We start from the raw sequence: 18192 nt of genomic DNA, 5'->3' as shown, positions 1-18192 counted from the left end.
TGGTATTTAGGCTTCAACCACTGGAATACGGTTTAAATCACGTTCAGCTTCTGTCTTTGGACGAATCTGGCCACGTACAGGCGCAAACTGAATATGCGGGTCATTCTGCTCGGCTGCTTTGGCATTGATAAAAGTCTTAAAGCGTTTGCGTACTTCAGGATCTTCAATTGCGGTGCGCCATTCATCCTGATAAGTACCAATCACATGCTGCATACGGCTTTCCAGTTCAGCGGCAATGCCGAGCGAATCATGCACAATGACATCTTTCAGATAGTCCAGCCCACCTTCCATATTGTCACGCCACACACTGGTGCGCTGCAGACGGTCTGCTGTCTGGATATAGAACATAAAGAAGCGGTCGATATATTTGATGAGTGTGGGAGTATCCAGATCCGAAGCGAGCAGTTCAGCATGGCGCGGTTTCATGCCGCCATTTCCGCATACATATAGATTCCAGCCTTTTTCCGTGGCAATGACACCGACATCCTTGCTCTGTGCTTCTGCACATTCACGGGTACAGCCGGATACTGCCATTTTGGTTTTATGGGGTGAACGCAGGCCTTTATAACGGTTCTCCAGGAAAATTGCCAAGCCGACAGAATCATCGACCCCGAAACGGCACCAAGTGCTGCCCACGCAAGATTTCACCGTACGTAAAGATTTGCCGTAGGCATGTCCGGACTCGAAACCGGCATTAATCAGCTTTTCCCAGATTTCAGGCAGTTGATGTACCTGCGCACCAAACATGTCAATTCGTTGTCCGCCTGTGATTTTGGTATATAGGCCATAATCTTTGGCAATCTGACCGATGGTAATCAGGCCATCCGGAGTAATCTCGCCGCCTGCCACACGTGGCACAATCGAATAGGAACCATCTTTCTGGATATTGCCGAGGTAGTAGTCGTTGCTATCCTGCAAACCGGCATGGCTAGGTTTTAGGACAAAGTCATTCCAGCAGGATGCCAGAATATTGGCTACAGTCGGTTTGCAGATATCACAGCCCATCCCATGACCATGTTGCTGGATCAGGTCAGAGAAACTCTTGATTTCATGCACACGAACCAGGTGATATAGTTCCTGACGTGAATAGGCAAAATGTTCGCACAGGTGATTGTTCACCGTGACACCCTGACGCTGTAATTCAGATTTGAGAACCTGCGTCACCAATGGCGCACAGCCACCGCACGCTGTTGCAGCCTGCGTGCATTTTTTCAGTGCCCCCAATGAAGTTGCACCGCCATCAATGGCTGAACAGATATCAGCTTTGGAAACATTATTACAGGAACAGATGGTCGCACTGTCAGGCAACAAATCGATGCCACTGCCACCCGATTTGGAGGTCGACTGATCAAAGCCCGGCATGATCAGGCTTTCCGGTTGTTCCGGTACAGCCAGACCATTCAGCATCATTTGCAGGAGATCGCTATATTCTTTGGCACAGCCCACCAGCACCGCGCCCAGCAGCTTGGCCTTATCTGCTGACACCACGATTTTTTTATAAACCTGCGCGGCTTCATCAGCATAGAAATAGCTCAAAGCACCTGGGGACATGGCATGTGCATCACCAATAGAAGCAACATCCACGCCCATCAGTTTGAGTTTGGTGCTCATGTCGGCGCCAGCGAATGCATGACTCTCTTGGCCCAGTACATGTTTTGCCGCGATACGCGCCATGTCATAGCCCGGTGCAACCAGACCATAAATTTTATTGTCCCAAAGTGCACATTCACCAATGGCATAAATGTCCGGATGTGAGGTCTGGCAATAATCATTAATGATGATGCCGCCACGCTCACCAATCAGTAAACCACTTTGGCGCGCCAGTTCATCACGCGGACGAATACCGGCCGAGAACAGGATGATATCGGTTTCAAGCACCGAACCATCTCCGAACTTCGTTACATGCTGAGTGCTGTCACCATCTTCAATACTTGACGTGGCCTTTTGAGTATGTACCTTGACACCAAGGTCTTCAATTTTAGAGCGCAGTACCCGGCCGCCCAGATCATCAATCTGCACCGCCATCAGACGCGGAGCAAATTCTACGACATGGGTTTCCAGATTCAGATCTCGCAGGGCTTTCGCTGCTTCCAGCCCTAGCAAGCCGCCGCCAATCACTACGCCAGTTTTGGCATTCAGACTGGCTGCACGAATGGCATCCAGATCTTCAATAGTACGATAAACAAAGCAATTCTGACGGTCATTGCCCGGGAATGGTGGCACAAAGGCATAAGAACCGGTAGCGAGAATCAACTTGTCAAAACTCAGCACATCACCCTGGCTGGTGGTGACGGTTTTATGGAGCTGATCAATTTCAACCGCTTTAGTATTAAGTCGCAAATCAATGCCATAAGCATCGGCAAAATCACTACGACACAGACTCAGATCCTTGACCGACTTGCCGCTGAAATATTCGGTCAAATGTACCCGGTCATAAGCTAAATGTGGCTCTTCTGCCAAAATGGTCAGCTCAATGTCATCACCGGCCTGTTCCAGTACAGATTCGATGAATTTATGCCCCACCATGCCATGCCCAATCATGAGAATTTTCATATCTGCACTCCAACTATTGTTTTTTTAAAGATGATAAAAAGCCGCATATCACGTCTAGGCATTGATATGTCTGCTGATTGAATATGTTGTAAATACCGCAACCCAGCGCTTTGTAATGCTGGAGGAAGGGTTGAAACGCTTGTGCGTTTTGTATTGCTGAACAACTGACCATGTCATTTATCCTGTGCTGAACGAAATACCAATCACACTCCTTGAAAGTGCAATTACGATCAGAACGGACATCGTTGGCCGTTGTTAGTATTGAAAGTCATCTTTGACGATTTAATAAATGCAGAAATCGTGCCAACTTTTCCAATAAGAAAACGCCTTATTTCAGGCAGATGATCTACCTAAACGCTTCATTTTGATCAGCCATCAGCTGAAATCCCTAAAGCTATGCACTAAATTGAACAGAAAAATAGAATTTTATGCACCAATTTAATGGCATGTTTTTTGCTTTACTCCTGCTTGAATATTCCTTAGGCCTTACTTGAAAATATTCCATGTCCAAATTACGAATTGCTCTTATTGATGATGATCTGGAGCGCGCCCAATTCATCCAGGAATCCTTACTTTCACATGATTTTCAGGTGGTGGCCTGTTTAATCCTGAATGACCTGAATATGGTACATGTTAAGGGTATTCATGCAGATGTGATCCTGCTGAATATGGATCATCCGCATCGGGATATTATTGAAAGCTGTGTCAGCCAATATGAACTTCCGACCGTGCTGTTTACCCAGAACTCCAATAAAGACACCATCAAAAGTGCGATTGATGCCGGAATCACGGCTTATATTGTCGATGGTATTGATCCCACCAAACTAGAAAGCATTCTGGAAATTTCAATTGAACAATTCCGCAAACATAAAAAGCTGCTGAACGATTTAAAAGAAACCCAGGACAAGCTGATTGACCGTAAAGATATCGATAAAGCCAAAGCCCTGCTCATCCAGCTGCATGCCTTAACGGAAGAGCAAGCTTTTGCTTTATTGCGTAAAAATGCCATGAGTCACCGGATTACCATTGGTGAAATGGCCAGACGCTTACTGGATGCACAGAAGCTGTTACTGGGCCAATAAGGAAAAGCATATGTCCACATTAGAAAAAACTGAACTCAATATTGGCTATATTCCTTTACTTGATTGTGTTGCCATTCTCTGGGCTGAAAAACAGGGTTATTTTGCCGAGCAAGGATTAACCATCAATTTAATCCGCGAAGCCTCATGGTCAAGTTTGCGTGACCGTCTGGCCTATGGCTTTCTGGATGCTGCACATTGTCTGTCCGCCATGTTGCCCGCTGCTGCCCTGGGCACAGACCAGTTACAGGTGGCTTTGCAAACCCCTCTAGTACTGAGCGTGAATCAGGCTTTTATTAGCCTGCGCCAGGATTGGTGCTATGAACTCGGTATCCAGCCTGAGGATGATGAACAAAGCACCTCAAAGAAACTGGTACAGGCTTTACAACAGAATCATCCCATCAATCTGGCCTATGTGTATAAATATTCGATTCACCATTACTGCTTAAAAGAATGGCTGGCACTGACTGATCCACAACTGGCCAAGAATATCCAGCTGATGACGTCTCCACCGCCTTCCATGGTAAAAGGAATCGCGGAACAGGTATTCGATGGCTTTTGCGTGGGAGAACCCTGGAATATTCAGGCCAAACTTGAAGGCTATAGTTTTATCGTCGCGGCAAGCCAGAATGTCATTCCAAAAGTTGCCGATAAAGTCTTGGCCATGACCCAGGAATGGGCAGAACAGCATCCATTTACTGTAGAGGCAGTGGTCAAGGCAGTACAAAAAGCGCAGGATGATTTAAAGCAGCGCAGTGATTTATCAGAAGTATGGGACATGTTAGTCGATTATCAGATTATTCAGTTTGAATGTTCCGCCCAGCGGCATGTCTATGACTTTTACAAGATCAAGAATATTATCCGGAATTTTGTTGGGAAAAGTGCCCAACCGAAAGTCGATGATTTTATCTGGCTCCTGCAGCAGATGCAGAAATGGGAAGATATTGAAATGACCGTAGCCGAGAAAAAACAGATTGCAGAACAGTGCATCTATAGTTTGCAAAGCCAGCATGCAGACATTATTGGCTAAATGATGTTACTGAAAAAAGAGGCCTGATTTTTCAGGTCTTTTTCATTGAGTCTATTTTCCAAAAAATGATTAAAAAATCTCTGCATTCTGATCTAACTTCTTGAATATGATTAAGAGTTGTCTGCTAATTTTTGCTATAAAAATAAGTCCTTTTTAAAGTCATTTCAGGATTTGGGATGAAATGGCATCCATTTTGCTTATTTAGTATTACGTTTTATAAAATTTGTAATATTGAGGGGCAACACTATGAGTTACGTTGCACGTGAACTCAGTCAAAGAAATAAATTGCTGTTTGGCTTGGGGTCTTTTTTAATACCAATTTTAATTTGGTGTGCAGTCAGCTACTTGCCATTTATCTGGCATCCACAAGTCCAGATTACTGATTCAGGTAGTGTTGCCTATTTACAGGTCGAAAGTCGTATTGATAAAGACCAGTTTTTTTCTGCTGCGCAGTCTGCGGTAGATCAGGGTCTGGCTCCGCCGCAAGGTATTCTGGTCAACCCGATTTATCTGCCTGCACCGCATGAAGTTGCGATTGCACTGATCACAGCTTTTACCACGGAGCCTGCTCAGGCCAATGCACCCTGGTTTCATGAAAGTCTGTGGCACAGTATCAAGCTGGTCTTTACTGCGTTCTTTATTTCTTCCTTAGTCGGTGTCCCACTCGGAATTTTATGCGGTTTTTCAAACAAGCTATCCCAACTGACCGAGCCTTTTGTTGAATTTTTCCGTTATTTGCCTGCACCTGCATTTGGTGCCCTAGCCGTTGCAATTTTAGGGATCAACGATGCACCAAAAATTGCCATTATTGTGATTGGCACTTTGTTCCAACAAATTCTGATTATTGCCAATACCACACGCTTGGTTGACCGTAGCTTGATTGAAGCCGGTTTTACTCTGGGCACAAATAAACTCAAAAGTCTGTTACATGTGGTGATCCCTGCAGCATTACCTGAAATTTACCGTAATTTGCGTGTACTGCTCGGTTGGGCATGGACTTACTTAATTGTGGCTGAACTGATTGGCAGCACCTCTGGCATTACTTGGTTTATCACCCAGCAAGCACGCTACCAACATTTCGACAATGTCTTCGCTGCAATTTTAATTATTGGGATGATCGGTCTGATCTGCGATGTCGTCCTGATGAAAATCGGTCAACGTTTATTTAAATGGAAAGCGGGAGCACACTAATGACACAGCTTGAACATACTGATGCATTTGATTCACGTCACTATTTTGACAAGATTTACCAACGTCCCGTGATCTTAGAAGCAAAACAACTCACACAAAAGTTTAAACATGGCAAAACAGAACGCACGGTCTTAAATGCATTAGATCTCAAAATCCATAAACGTGAATTTATTTGTGTGATTGGACCCTCTGGGTGTGGTAAATCGACCTTTAGCCGTGTGGTTGCAGGTTTAGACCCATATAGTAGTGGTGAGATTTTAGTGGATGGCACACCGATTACAGGCCCAAGTCCTGAGCGTGGCATGGTGTTCCAAGGCTATACCCTCTTTCCGTGGAAAACTGTCAAAGAAAATGTAATGTTTGGTCCAAAAATGAAGGGCCAAAGTCATTCAGCAGCCGAAGCCCAAGCACGCGAGTGGATTAACATCATTGGCTTAGAAAAATACGAAAATCAATATCCACACCAACTGTCAGGTGGGATGAAACAGCGTGTCGCCATTGCCCGCGCCTTAGTCAATGAACCGAAAATTCTGCTCATGGATGAACCTTTTGGTGCACTTGACCCACATACGCGCCAAAAAATGCAACGTCACTTAATGGATCTTTGGAAAAACATCGACATTACCATCATTTTTGTTACCCATGATATGGACGAAGCCATTCTACTTGCCGACCGTATCGTGGCACTGAAAGCCAACCCAGGTGAGATTAAAGAAATTATTGAAGTCGACTTGCCACGCCCACGTCATCCTGACCTCATGCTGACACCTGAGTTTAAAAGCTTACGTCAACGTGTCGATCAATTGGTGCATGCCGAAGAAGATGAACTTGATCCTGCTTTGGCAGATTTACCGGTGATTCCTCGTATGACCAAAGTCAGTACTAGCAAGTAAGTGAGATCAATATGGCTTACCTCTATTTAATGATTGCAATTGTGGCAGAAGTGATTGCGACCTCTGCTTTAAAAGCATCGAATGGTTTTAGCCAATGGATTCCATCCACGATCACTGTCATTGGCTATCTGATCGCAATTTACTTTCTAGCGCTCACCATGAAAACCATCCCCGTGGGTATTACATATGCCCTGTGGTCGGGTGCAGGCATTATTTTGATTTCATGCATTGGTTGGATTTTCTATAAACAGCATTTGGACACGGCAGCGCTGATTGGGCTGTCCTTTATGGTGCTTGGCATCGTCATTATTAACGTCTTTTCAAACAGTACTGAAATTTAAGCAGACATTAGTAAATTCACAAGGCACGCATTGTTCCACACCATACGTGCCTCATTTTAGGGGGTAACATGAGCATTCAAACGATTGAAAAAGATTTCAGTGAAATTCCTGTCATTGATATTTCAGGGTTGTACAGTGCAGATCCTGCAGATCAACAACAGGTTGCGATAGAACTCGGCAAAGCGGCTGAGCATGTCGGTTTTTTATATATTAAGGGTCATCGCATTCCGAGAGCACATATAGAAGCATTACAAGCCCAAGCTAAAGCATTTTTCGCCTTACCCTTTGAAGAAAAAATGCAGTATTACGCCGGCAAATTTGGCATTAAGCATCGTGGATATGTGCCACCGGGTGAAGAACGTGTTGAAGCGATTGATCGTCCTGATTTGGCAGAATTACCCAACAAAACAGACAATAAAGAAGCTTTCGATTTGAGTTGGGATTTACCTGATGATGATCCTGACGTGATTGCTCAAAAACCGATGCATGGCTCGAATGTATGGGCCGATCTCCCGAATTTTAAGCAAGATGTTAGCGCTTATTATGAAGATGTGATTGCCTTAGGACGTGTGCTGCTGCGCGGTTTTGAATTGGCCCTTCAACTTGAACCCGATGCGCTTAACCGTTTAGTCACACGACCCACCTCTCAACTACGTTTAATGCACTATCCACATGATCTAGAAGCAGAAGATATCTTTGGTTTTGGTGCACATACCGATATGGAGCTGTTCACCATCTTGTTACCTACTGCAGCAGGACTCGAAGTGGTGAACTCTAAAGGTGAATGGATTGATGCACCTCCCATTGAAGATGCATTTGTGCTCAATATTGGCGACATGATTGAAGCCTTAAGTGGCGGTCGCTTTACTGCAACCTCTCATCGTGTTCGTAAAGTCCGTGATGAACGTTATTCATTCCCGCTATTCTTTGCTTGTGACTATGATGTCGAGATTAAACCGTTGCCTCAATTTGCAACGCCAGAAGCTTTAGAGAAATATCCGCCTGTGATTGCAGGTCAACATCTATTTGAAGTCAGTGCGCAAGGCTTTCGTTATATGCGTGAGATGGTCAAACGTGGCGAAATTCAACTGACTGGTCCAAATGTCCATTTTGGTAAACACAATTATGATGACTTAGGAGCATAAGTGATGCCTGTATTTGCTTATGCCGCACATGCGCCTAAGCAAGCACTTCAACCTTATCAGTTTGAGTTTAACGACTTAAACCCCGATGAGGTTGAAATTGAGGTCATGTACTGTGGCTTATGCCACTCTGACCTCTCTATGCTTGATAATGATTGGCAACAAACACAATATCCTTTCGTTCCGGGTCATGAAGTCATTGGACGTATTTCAAAGCTTGGTAGCACGGTAAAACATCTAGTCCCCAATCAAGTGGTCGGTTTAGGTTGGCAATCGGGTCATTGTCAAACGTGTCATCCTTGTTTGTCGGCCAAACCTAATCTGTGCAAACAATCTGAATCCACGATTGTAGGACGTCATGGTGGCTTTGCGAGTCATGTCCGTGCGCAAGCCTCTTGGGTGATTCCTATTCCTGAAAATATGGATCTCCAAAGTGTTGGACCATTACTCTGTGGTGGTTTAACGGTATTTACCCCTTTACTGCAACATGGTATTCAAGCGATTCATCATGTGGGCGTGATTGGTATTGGTGGCTTAGGACATATTGCAGTGCAACTTTACAAAGCTTGGGGCTGCAAAGTCACTGCGTTTAGTTCAAACCCTGCAAAATATGATGAACTAAAACAATTAGGTGCAGACCAAGTCCTTTCCTCGACTCAGCTTGATGATATTCCCCCACAAAATTTTGATCTGATTGTGGATACGGTCAATCAAGCACTCGATTGGGATGCATACATTCGCTTATTGGCTCCTGAAGGAAAGTTTCATGTGGTCGGTTTGGTCGAAGCTCCTCTTAAAATCTCAAGCTTTCAGCTAATTGATCAACAAATTAGTCTAACAGGTTCACCCACAGGTACACCGATTGCCATGCATCAGCTCCTCGATTTCTGCTCACGTCACCATATACAGCCCTGGGTGGAGGAATTTCCCATCTCGAAAGTCAATGATGCGATTGAGAAGTTACGTCAGGGGAAACTGCGCTACCGTGCTGTCATCAATATGCAGGAGTTACATAGATGAATCATGCTGTTTTGCTTGAATCAAATGAAGTACCCATTGAACATCTTGCGCTACAAACTCGGCATGTTTCCGGTTTTGTCGACTTTATGGCGAGTAATGGCCGCTATATTTGGGCCACCAATCAGGATGTCTTACAAAAGTTTTCGGCTCAAGACAATCAGGTGGTGGCTGAAATTCAAGTGCCTAAGGCTGCAGGAATTCCGGTGTGTGCATTTTCAGCAGTATGGGTGGCGAGTCTAGAAAATCAATCCATTTATAAAATAGATCAGATTAGTAATGAAGTTTTAGCCATCATTCCGACGGGTCTTGCGGATTTAACGGGTGAATTTAGTTTGGCGGCATCCGATGATGCCATTTGGGTGGTCTCCGCAGAAGGATTACTCACCAAAATTGCACCGTGTCGCGGTCAAATTGAACAACATATTGAAGTCTTACCGAGCTCTTATAATGTTTGCTATGGTGCAGGTGCAATTTGGCTCACCAACACTCAACACGCCTCCGTACAACGGATTGATCCTTTCTTAAACCGTGTAACACATGTGATTGATGTTGATGAAACCCCTTGGTTTATCTCGGCCAATGATCAATATGTGTTTAGCCTTAATCAAAAGCATGGCACGGTTTCAAAAATTGATGCTCTCTCCTGTGAGTGTGTTCAAACCATTCAACTCCCTGAACATGCACGTGGCGATGGTGGGGATATTTTTGCATCTAAAAACAGACTTTGGGTCAGAACGACAAATCTATTGTTAATCGAAATTGATTTGATTTCTGGCAAGATTTTAAGGCAGATCACTGCACAAGAGAATGCTGGAAGTGGTGCGGTAATGCAGTGTGGTGATGTGTTATGGGTCACTGCACATGATATTGAGAAAGTTTGGCTGATTGAAGCATGAACTTCGCTTAAATCGTGAGTCATAAAAAAGGGCTAAAAAGCCCTTTTTTATCAAGCTTAGATGGATTATTCAGCTTGTGCAGCATTGACCAAATGTGGATAGATGGTATTTTCGACAACAGGGCTTTCTGAATAAATTCCGACACGCATATTGAACTTGTTGACGTTATAAGAAGAACCATACAGTGAGTCCAAGCCATCACCTTTAACAAAGACTTTTTTATTATCTTCTAAATCGAGCAAGGTCGTACCCGCCATCAGGTTTTCAAGCTGTTCAGGTTTAATCTCGGCACGATCTGCCATGATTTTAATACCATCTGCACGTGTCGCAGGGTCTTCAAGATATTTCACAATCTTGTCCCACACCACGATCAATTTGGTCCACTCATCTTTACGTTTTTCAATGTTTGGCAAGTTCACCGAAAGAACATCGTAAATTAATCCCGGTGTTTTGCTTGAATCATAAATGACTTTAGAACCCGGTACAGCTTTAAGGGCCTGTAAACCAAATGGATGCCAAAGCGTGATCGCATCAATCCCTGGTGTATTAAAGACTTGTGATAGTTCTTGGGTCACCGCATTAACGACTTTGACTTTGCTCGGATCTTGACCTTCATTCTCCATCGCGGTGGTAAAGAACAATTCACTGACCAAGCCTTTCTCGAATGCAACGGTTTTCCCTGCAAGCTCTTTAACAGACTCAATGCCCGGTTTCGCAATAATGATATCATTTCCGGTCGACATACTATTGACCAAAATAATGCTCCCGTTCACACCTTGTGAAGACAGCATAAAGTTATCGCCATTGGCGACACTCGCCCCATCAATTTTGCCTGCCAAAAAGGCTTGAATTGATGCGTTATAGTCGGAGAACCATTCAAGTTGTACATTTAAGCCTGCCTCCTCAAACCATCCTTTTGCCTTTGCCACTTCCCAAGCGAGTGAACCCGGCCATTCACTATAGGCGATACGGATCGGAGCAGTACTTGAATTGACTGCTTTTGCTTCAGTTGTGGTATCTGATGATTTGCTACAGCCTACGAGAATTAAGCTTGAAGCAACCAACACAGAAAGAGATAATTTTTTTAACATACAGCCCCCTTAACGAAAAAAGGCCTTTCGATACGAAAAGCCTGTATAAAAAAGATTATGGTAAAGATTGTACAAGTTCGGGATAAATGACCCCATCTACATCGACTTTTTGGGTATATACACCATTTTTAAAGTTAAATTCATTGACGTGATAGCTTGAACCATAGAGTGAATCAAAGTTGTTCGATTTTTCAAATACCTTTTTATTGGCTGCCAAATCCAATAAATGCGTCCCTTCAATAAACTGTGCATACTGATCGGCTTCAAGACCAACGCGTTTTGCCATAATGGCTAAGGCATCAGGACGTGTGGCTGGATCATTAATATATTTCACCGTTTTATCCCACACTTGAATGATTTTTTTCCATTCTTCTTTGTGTGCAGACAAATGCGTCATATTGACCGTTAAAGTGTCATAAATCAGACCAGGTTTATCTTGAGAGGAATAAATAATCTTGGAACCTGCAACGGCTTTCAAGGCTTGATTGGCCACCGGCTGCCATACCGCAATCGCAGCCACATCAGGACTTGAAAAGACTTGTGGTAGTTCATTGGTGACCGCGTTGACCAAGTTCACATCAGTATGTGCAATACCCGCATCGCTTAAAGCCGTATTTAACAAGTGATGATCAACTAAGCCTTTTTCGACCGCAATTTGCTTGCCCTTTAGTTCTTGAATCGAATTTATGCCATTTTTAGCAATAATGACGTCATTCCCGGCTGAATAATCGGTCGCCATGATCATGATGCCCTTGGTACCACCGGATGCAATCACCAAGTTATCGCCATTGGATACCGAAACGGCATCAAGTTGATTGGCCGAAAAAGCACTCATCGATGCTGAATAATCGAACCACTTAAACTCAACATTGATCCCTGCCTCTTGAAAGAAGCCTTTTTCAATCGCGACTTGCCATGCCACCCACCCCGGCCAATCACTGTAACCGATCGTAATGGGCTTGGTATTCACGCTGCCTTCAGCTTTGGCTTTTGGTTCCGGTACTTTGGCTGTATTGTCACAGCCTGCTAATAAAATCGTGGTCAGTACAGATGCTGACAACAAGGCTTTTTTAATCATCGTGCGATTTCCCCTATGCATGCGCATTTAAACTTGGTATTGCTGACTTTTTTAGATTCGATATAGGCGCGCCAACCACCAAAATGGCTAATATCTGTTGCATCCTCTAAGGCATAGCCTTCACAAATAAAACCTTTGACCCATGTGCCATCGCTGAGCTGTACATTGCCAATCCCGAGTGGTGCCGGTACTTCAGCGACAATGTCGCCAAACAATGCACGTGGAATGTCCCAGACCTCGACTTCAATTGAACAACCTTTAGCGCTGTATTGCAGGCCGGGTTTTGGCGGTGTGGTATTTTTTAATGCATACAGTTTGTAATGCGAAGTAGTCCGGGTCTGCTTGATCAGGGTGCCACCGCGTGTGGTCAGCTGAAAATTCAGCGGCATTCCGCTTAGATGTGCACCGACGACAGCCAGTTTGACGCTGTGACCCGATGAGATTTCAGTTGTTTTTTCATAGCTAAGTTCAGATGTGCCTAACTTTAACTGGCTCGCCTGCTGCCATTTTTGCCCGAATTTGGCCAGTGCTTCATCCATCCAGGCTGGTGCAATAAAGGTCACGCCCGTTGGCAAACCATCGGCACGAATGCTATTGGGTAGCGCCAAAGCCGAAAGATCGGCAAAATTGACAAAATTGGTATAAGCGCCCATGTGACTGTTTTTTACCAGAGGGTCCGCTTCTACTTCTGTAATGCGATAAATGGTAGGTGCGGTAGGCACCATCAATGCATCATAATCCGTCAAGGTATTTTGAATGATACGGCTCAGGCGGGCGCGTTCATATTCATCCTGCATGGCATCGACCGCACTGAACCGGTCTGCCTGCGCTATAATCTGGCCAATTACCGGATGGGTCTGCTCACGTTGCACCATTTTTTCCACGGCACTGGTACGTTCAGCCACCCAAGAGCGGTTGTAAAGTGCAGTCGCCAGCTGTTGAAATGGAACAAAATCAATCGGCTCAACCGTATAACCCAAGCTTTGTACACGTGCGATCGCCAGCTGGAATGCTTTTTCAGTTTCAGCATCGCCATAAAATTCCAGTGTATCCGGAATGGCAATTTTCCCTTTTGAAAATTGGCTCGGTACATTTTGAGGATGTACCCGGGAATAATCATCGCTAGCATCATAGCCTTGCATGACTTGCGCCACCTGCCAGGCATCATCCACCGTTAATGCAAAAATCGAAATCACATCGATGGTGCGACAAGCCGGAATCAGGCCTGTAGTCGAAAACCAGCCTTTGGTCGGTTTGAGTCCGACAATGTTATTGTGCCCTGCTGGTATACGTCCTGAACCTGCAGTATCTGTACCCAGTGAAAATGGTACTAATCCATTGGCTACCACCACGCTGGAACCCGAACTCGAACCACCACTGATATATTCAGGATTAAAGCTGTTCTTCACCGCGCCGTATGGGGAGCGCACACCGACCAGACCCGTCGCAAACTGGTCCAGATTGGTTTTTCCCACGACAATCGCGCCGGCAGCTTTTAATTTGGCTACTGCTGTTGCATCGGAAGTCGCCAGATAAGCTGCCTCTTTACATGCTGCTGTGGTATAGAACCCTGCAACATCAATATTGTCCTTGACTGCAAATGGCACCCCATAAAGTGGCAAGCTTTCAATATCTGCACCAGTCAATGCATCAATTTGTGCCTGTAATTGTGCTGCTGTCGCAATTGATATCCAGGCATGATCGTCATTATTCAACTCGGCTACATACTCAATCAGGTCACTAAGCTGGATATTGTTATTCTGGTAGGCGTGTTGCCAGTCCTGTACAGTCCATAAGTTGTGCACAGCTGTTCTCCTTAAGTGTGTTCGGTATTTTGTGGAATGGGCGGCATGACGGCATCCATCAGTTCGAGATGGCCTTTAATCACGCCTTTCAGTGCAATAAATTGTTCGCTAATTTCTTTCAGATCACTACTCGCGCCCTGCATCAGCATGACTTGCAAAATTTTTTCATCATCCAACTGGATATGAAGTGAATTGATCACTTGCGCCAGATACTGCTGCTGCAGATCGACCAGCTGACTGCGCAGCGGTTTCAGGCTGACGTCGTAGAGCAAGGTGAGTGTGCCGACCATGACTTCATCGCGAATCACCAGATCATCAATCAGGTGGCGGTTAATCATGTCGACAATGGCCTGTGAACGGCTTTCATAATGCTGCTCGACAATTTTTTGGTCCATCGCATGTAGCGTGGTTTCTGGCACGGTAATACTGATCCGTGCCAATTTTTGTTTAGGCACGATGTTGATCCTTGGGTTGGTATTGGGAAGACTGTTTAATGTGAAAGCCTGCGCGTACGCTGAGCAGCTCAACCAAAAAGTGAAGCCATGGATGCATTTTTTTATTTGATGTCGGATTGTTCATGTGCATCTCCTGTAAATATTACAAAACCAAAATTTCGTATTACTTAGGAAAATGCAGAAAACGTGCCAATTTTTAGTTATTTGGATAAGGTGAATAAACTTACATAAAAGGGCAAAAAAAAGCCCCATAACAGTGAGATGGGGCTTGTTCTAAAGCAAAAGTAAGTTTTGTATTTCACCGGTTTATTCCATTTTGATTGCTCATGTCCTTGCTATTCTTTTTATACATGAATGGTTAACCGATGTTTGTGCTTATGAGTGATCAAGTGTATTGCTCTCCTCTATTTATGTTGTATATAAATAAATGCATTAAGCGTGCCACAATATAAAATAGAATAGATTTAAGCAGAATACTTTTAAAATCGATCACATACATATATAAACCAGAATAAGGATGATTTAATTTTATTAAGTGCGGCTAAAAAATAGCCCATTTTGCACCATTGGGGTTCGAGAGTGCATCAAAGTGTGGCTAGATTTGCTTTTTGAACTTGCCCAATAAGTTTACCACTTTTGATGTATATCAATTTAGTTTGAGGCTTATAGTTTCTAGATACATAGTATTGAGAATTTAACTGTTCGGTGGAAAATATATTTAAATTGAGAAAAACCCTCCATATAGGTTCTTTTCCAAACAATATTTATCTACAATTAATCTAATAATTAAACAATTGTTCTTTAAAACTATATTAAGGGGAAAAGTGATGAGCCGTGGCTCTGAGTGGGGACGTTGGGACTTACATGTCCATACAAAAGGTACAGCCAAAAATGATAAATTTGGGGATATTTCTTTTGAAGACTACTGTGTTCAGCTTTTCAGAAAAGCCTTAGAACGAAATATAAAAGTTATTGGTATCACGGACTATTTTAGTGTTGATAATTATAAAGAAGTAAAAAAGTTCCAAGCGGAAATTGATTCTCGTAGTGAATTTGATAGTGATGAAAAAGCTCTTATATCTAAAATTTTGTTGATACCCAACATGGAGTTAAGAATTTCACCAACAACAAGTTCAAGCACTTTGATTAATTTGCACTTAATCTTTAACCCTCTAGCAATTGAGAAAATTGAGAATCAAATATTAAGTCAAATTAAAATGGCACATGGTGATGGAAACAAATATCCTCTTAATGAATTCGGGCTCAAAAGTCTAGGACGTTTATACCTTTTAGAGCATCAAAAAGATGATGAAAAATTAGCACTCAAGAAAGGGATTGAACAGTTTTGCATTCCTCACACCACATTAATCGAAGTTTTTGAAGTAAACAAAAATTTAAGAAATGAAGTACTCGTATTTGTTGCAAATGGTGATGATGGTGTTTCTGCTTTAAGAGGACACGAGGATCTTCTACAGCAACAAGATGCATCCGTTTATAGCCTTAGAAATTCTATTTATCAATTAGCAGACGGTTTATTCTCTGCAAAACCTTCGGACTATAGATATTTTTTAGGAAAAGGTAGTGAATCCCCTGAGGGAATAATTTCAAAATATCGCTCACTCAAACCGTCTATTCATGGTAGCGATGCTCATTGTCTCGAAGAGTTATTCGAACCAAAAATGAATCGTTATTGTTGGATCAAAGCTGAACCAACTTTTGAAGGTTTAAAGCAAATTATTCATGAACCTGAAAGTCGTGTTCATATCGGACAACATTGCCCTGAAATAAAAAACTCATATGAAGTAATAGATTATATCGAGTTAAATAATACTAATGTTGCAAACGAAAAAATTTACTTTAATGGTAATTTAACTTCTATCATCGGTGGGCGATCATCAGGTAAGTCCACCCTATTACAATGTCTAGCAAATAAATTAAAACCTACCGCACTAAACTCCCTTGAACAATCTCAGCATATTGATGAGCTTTGTTCAAATTTTAGAATTATTTGGCAAGATGGTAAGGAGGATTATAGTAGACCCATTGAATATTTTTACCAAGGACATATGTATTCAAAGTCAAAAGATCAAGGTATTGAAGATATAGTTAAAGACTTGATACAGCAAAAAGACAATAAGCTTTTCTCTAAATTTAAAGAACAAAGTGATTTTTTACGACATGAAATTTCAGGAAAAGTATCTACTTATTTTTCAATTTTAAGCTCTTTAACTGACTATCAATCACAATTGACACAGAAAGGTAATAAGGATGATATTCAAAATCAAGTTAATGAATTATCCATACAAATCCAAAATAATGATATTGGAAATATAACTCAAGAAGAAATGGCAAGTTTTAATGCTTCGAATGAAACTTTGACAATTCTTAATAAAAATCTTGAAGGTCTTATTACTTTTAAGGAACTACTTGAAGATAAGCACAGTTCTGATTTCTATCAACTGTTAAACCCATTTGAACTTAGTTTAAATTATGTGCTAGTAAAATCACACTTTGAATCTTTTGCAAGTGAAATAGAAAAATTTACAGCTACTCAATTTGAGCAATTCAAAAAGCTATCCCAGAAAACTATTTCTGATCAGATCCTAAAAGTTGAACAAGAAATTTTAAGTATCAAAAGTACTAACATATTTCAAAAAGTCGAAGTCTATCTAAGGTCTTCTGACGCTATAAAACCATTATTAGAAAGGCTAAATATTGAAAAAGCTAAGATTCAAGAAATTGATGATATTTTAGAAAAAATTGCTGAATTAAAAAAATCTTTGGAAAGTCTGACAACTGAGTTTCAACGTACAATTTGGTTATCAATGTCCAATGTAGCTTCCGAATTAATACAGGCTATATCATCAATTACAATCAGCCAAGATCTACAAATAATTGCAACGAATATATTTGATAAATTCAAGTTCAATGAATTTATCAAAAAAACAATTAACCAACAGCCTGAAAAAGCCAAGCTATTTGCTGAAATGCAAGTTACTTCTCAAATAGAACTATTAGATAAATACCATGAAATAGTAGAATCCTTAGAAGAAGGAGAAGTTCGTTTTAGAGGTGGTACTACTTTAGAAACATTTACTAAAGAATTCTTTGATAATTCATGGTTTAAAATAAAATTTGACGTGATTTATGATGGTGACAACTACAATGAAATGTCACAAGGCAAGAAAGCTTTTGTAGTGTTAAAAATGACTTTAGATTGTAGTGAAAGTAAGTGCCCTATTATCATCGACCAACCTGAAGATGACTTAGATAATCGAGCTATCTATTCAGAATTGGTTACTTTCCTAAAACAAAAGAAAAAGGAAAGACAAATTATTCTTGTGACTCACAACGCAAATGTGGTGGTAAATGCAGATAGTGAGCTAATTATTGTTGCCAATCAACATGGGACTCATAGTCCAAATATGAATAATCATAAATTTCAATATAAAGGCGGTAGTATTGAGTCCTTAGATTTCAACCCATCTTGCTCATCAACTTTAGGTCAAAAAGCAATTAAATCTCATATTTGTGAAATTCTTGAAGGTGGAGATAGAGCGTTTAAATTACGAGAACAAAAATATAATTTAGCTTCATAAAGAAAAAAAGACCGCGTAG

The 18192-nt window shown here is 42.2% G+C and carries 15 protein-coding genes; 9 read left to right on the top strand and 6 right to left on the bottom strand.

Annotated features, from left to right (window positions below):
* Nucleotides 1–6: 6 nt before the first annotated feature.
* Nucleotides 7–2553, bottom strand: a complete 2547-nt coding sequence (gene nirB / locus F890_RS07970) for a nitrite reductase large subunit NirB (RefSeq protein ID WP_005266357.1) — start codon at nt 2551–2553, stop codon at nt 7–9.
* Between the two features lie 503 nt (nt 2554–3056).
* Here nirB and F890_RS07965 point away from each other — a divergent pair.
* The 8 genes from F890_RS07965 to F890_RS07930 all read left to right on the top strand — a co-directional run bounded on the left by F890_RS07965 (nt 3057) and on the right by F890_RS07930 (nt 10145).
* Entirely contained in the window at nt 3057–3635 is a 579-nt protein-coding gene (locus F890_RS07965; protein WP_004280362.1) for an ANTAR domain-containing response regulator, read from the top strand.
* A gap of 10 nt (nt 3636–3645) precedes the next feature.
* Nucleotides 3646–4662 (top strand): CmpA/NrtA family ABC transporter substrate-binding protein, encoded by a 1017-nt coding sequence (locus tag F890_RS07960; RefSeq protein ID WP_005266356.1) that lies wholly within the window; start codon nt 3646–3648, stop codon nt 4660–4662.
* A 246-nt stretch (nt 4663–4908) separates the two neighbouring features.
* On the top strand, nt 4909–5853 hold the full coding sequence (locus F890_RS07955; protein ID WP_005266355.1) for an ABC transporter permease: 945 nt from the start codon (nt 4909–4911) through the stop codon (nt 5851–5853).
* Nucleotides 5853–6746, top strand: coding sequence for an ABC transporter ATP-binding protein (locus tag F890_RS07950; RefSeq protein WP_005222134.1), 894 nt, complete (start codon nt 5853–5855; stop codon nt 6744–6746). Before F890_RS07955 ends, F890_RS07950 begins: the two co-directional genes overlap by 1 nt.
* Before the next feature lie 11 nt (nt 6747–6757).
* The gene (locus tag F890_RS07945) at nt 6758–7087 is read left to right on the top strand and encodes a DMT family transporter (protein WP_004894887.1); all 330 of its coding nucleotides are present in this window, start codon (nt 6758–6760) and stop codon (nt 7085–7087) included.
* 68 nt (nt 7088–7155) lie between these two features.
* The gene (locus F890_RS07940) at nt 7156–8232 is read left to right on the top strand and encodes an isopenicillin N synthase family dioxygenase (RefSeq protein ID WP_005266354.1); all 1077 of its coding nucleotides are present in this window, start codon (nt 7156–7158) and stop codon (nt 8230–8232) included.
* Nucleotides 8233–8235: 3 nt separating this feature from the next.
* Entirely contained in the window at nt 8236–9249 is a 1014-nt protein-coding gene (gene ahr, locus F890_RS07935; RefSeq protein ID WP_005222137.1) for an NADPH-dependent aldehyde reductase Ahr, read from the top strand.
* Nucleotides 9246–10145 carry a YncE family protein gene (locus F890_RS07930; protein ID WP_004894896.1) on the top strand — a complete coding sequence of 300 codons (900 nt, stop codon included), beginning with the start codon at nt 9246–9248 and terminating at the stop codon, nt 10143–10145. The genes ahr and F890_RS07930 overlap by 4 nt, the downstream gene beginning before the upstream one ends.
* A gap of 65 nt (nt 10146–10210) precedes the next feature.
* Here F890_RS07930 and F890_RS07925 read toward each other — a convergent pair whose 3' ends face one another.
* The 5 genes from F890_RS07925 to F890_RS19225 are packed head-to-tail and all read right to left on the bottom strand — an operon-like array spanning nt 10211 to nt 14698.
* Nucleotides 10211–11236: an ABC transporter substrate-binding protein gene (locus tag F890_RS07925; RefSeq protein ID WP_005222139.1), complete on the bottom strand. Its 1026-nt coding sequence runs from the start codon at nt 11234–11236 to the stop codon at nt 10211–10213.
* A gap of 55 nt (nt 11237–11291) precedes the next feature.
* A complete protein-coding gene (locus F890_RS07920; RefSeq protein WP_005266351.1) occupies nt 11292–12314 on the bottom strand; it encodes an ABC transporter substrate-binding protein in 1023 nt (340 codons plus the stop codon).
* Nucleotides 12311–14119 carry an allophanate hydrolase gene (atzF, locus tag F890_RS07915; RefSeq protein WP_005266350.1) on the bottom strand — a complete coding sequence of 603 codons (1809 nt, stop codon included), beginning with the start codon at nt 14117–14119 and terminating at the stop codon, nt 12311–12313. The genes F890_RS07920 and atzF overlap by 4 nt, the downstream gene beginning before the upstream one ends.
* A gap of 11 nt (nt 14120–14130) precedes the next feature.
* A complete protein-coding gene (locus F890_RS07910) occupies nt 14131–14574 on the bottom strand; it encodes a CopG family ribbon-helix-helix protein (RefSeq protein ID WP_004280384.1) in 444 nt (147 codons plus the stop codon).
* Nucleotides 14567–14698 (bottom strand): hypothetical protein, encoded by a 132-nt coding sequence (locus tag F890_RS19225; RefSeq protein WP_004647016.1) that lies wholly within the window; start codon nt 14696–14698, stop codon nt 14567–14569. Before F890_RS19225 ends, F890_RS07910 begins: the two co-directional genes overlap by 8 nt.
* A gap of 703 nt (nt 14699–15401) precedes the next feature.
* Between F890_RS19225 and F890_RS07905 the strand changes: the two genes are divergently transcribed.
* Complete coding sequence (locus F890_RS07905; RefSeq protein ID WP_005266349.1) at nt 15402–18173, top strand: TrlF family AAA-like ATPase; 2772 nt, start codon at nt 15402–15404, stop codon at nt 18171–18173.
* Nucleotides 18174–18192: the final 19 nt, after the last annotated feature.

Origin of the sequence: Acinetobacter sp. CIP 64.7, from assembly GCF_000369745.1 — a bacterium.
Classification (GTDB): domain Bacteria; phylum Pseudomonadota; class Gammaproteobacteria; order Pseudomonadales; family Moraxellaceae; genus Acinetobacter; species Acinetobacter fasciculus.
This window is presented reverse-complemented; position numbering and strand designations above follow the sequence as displayed.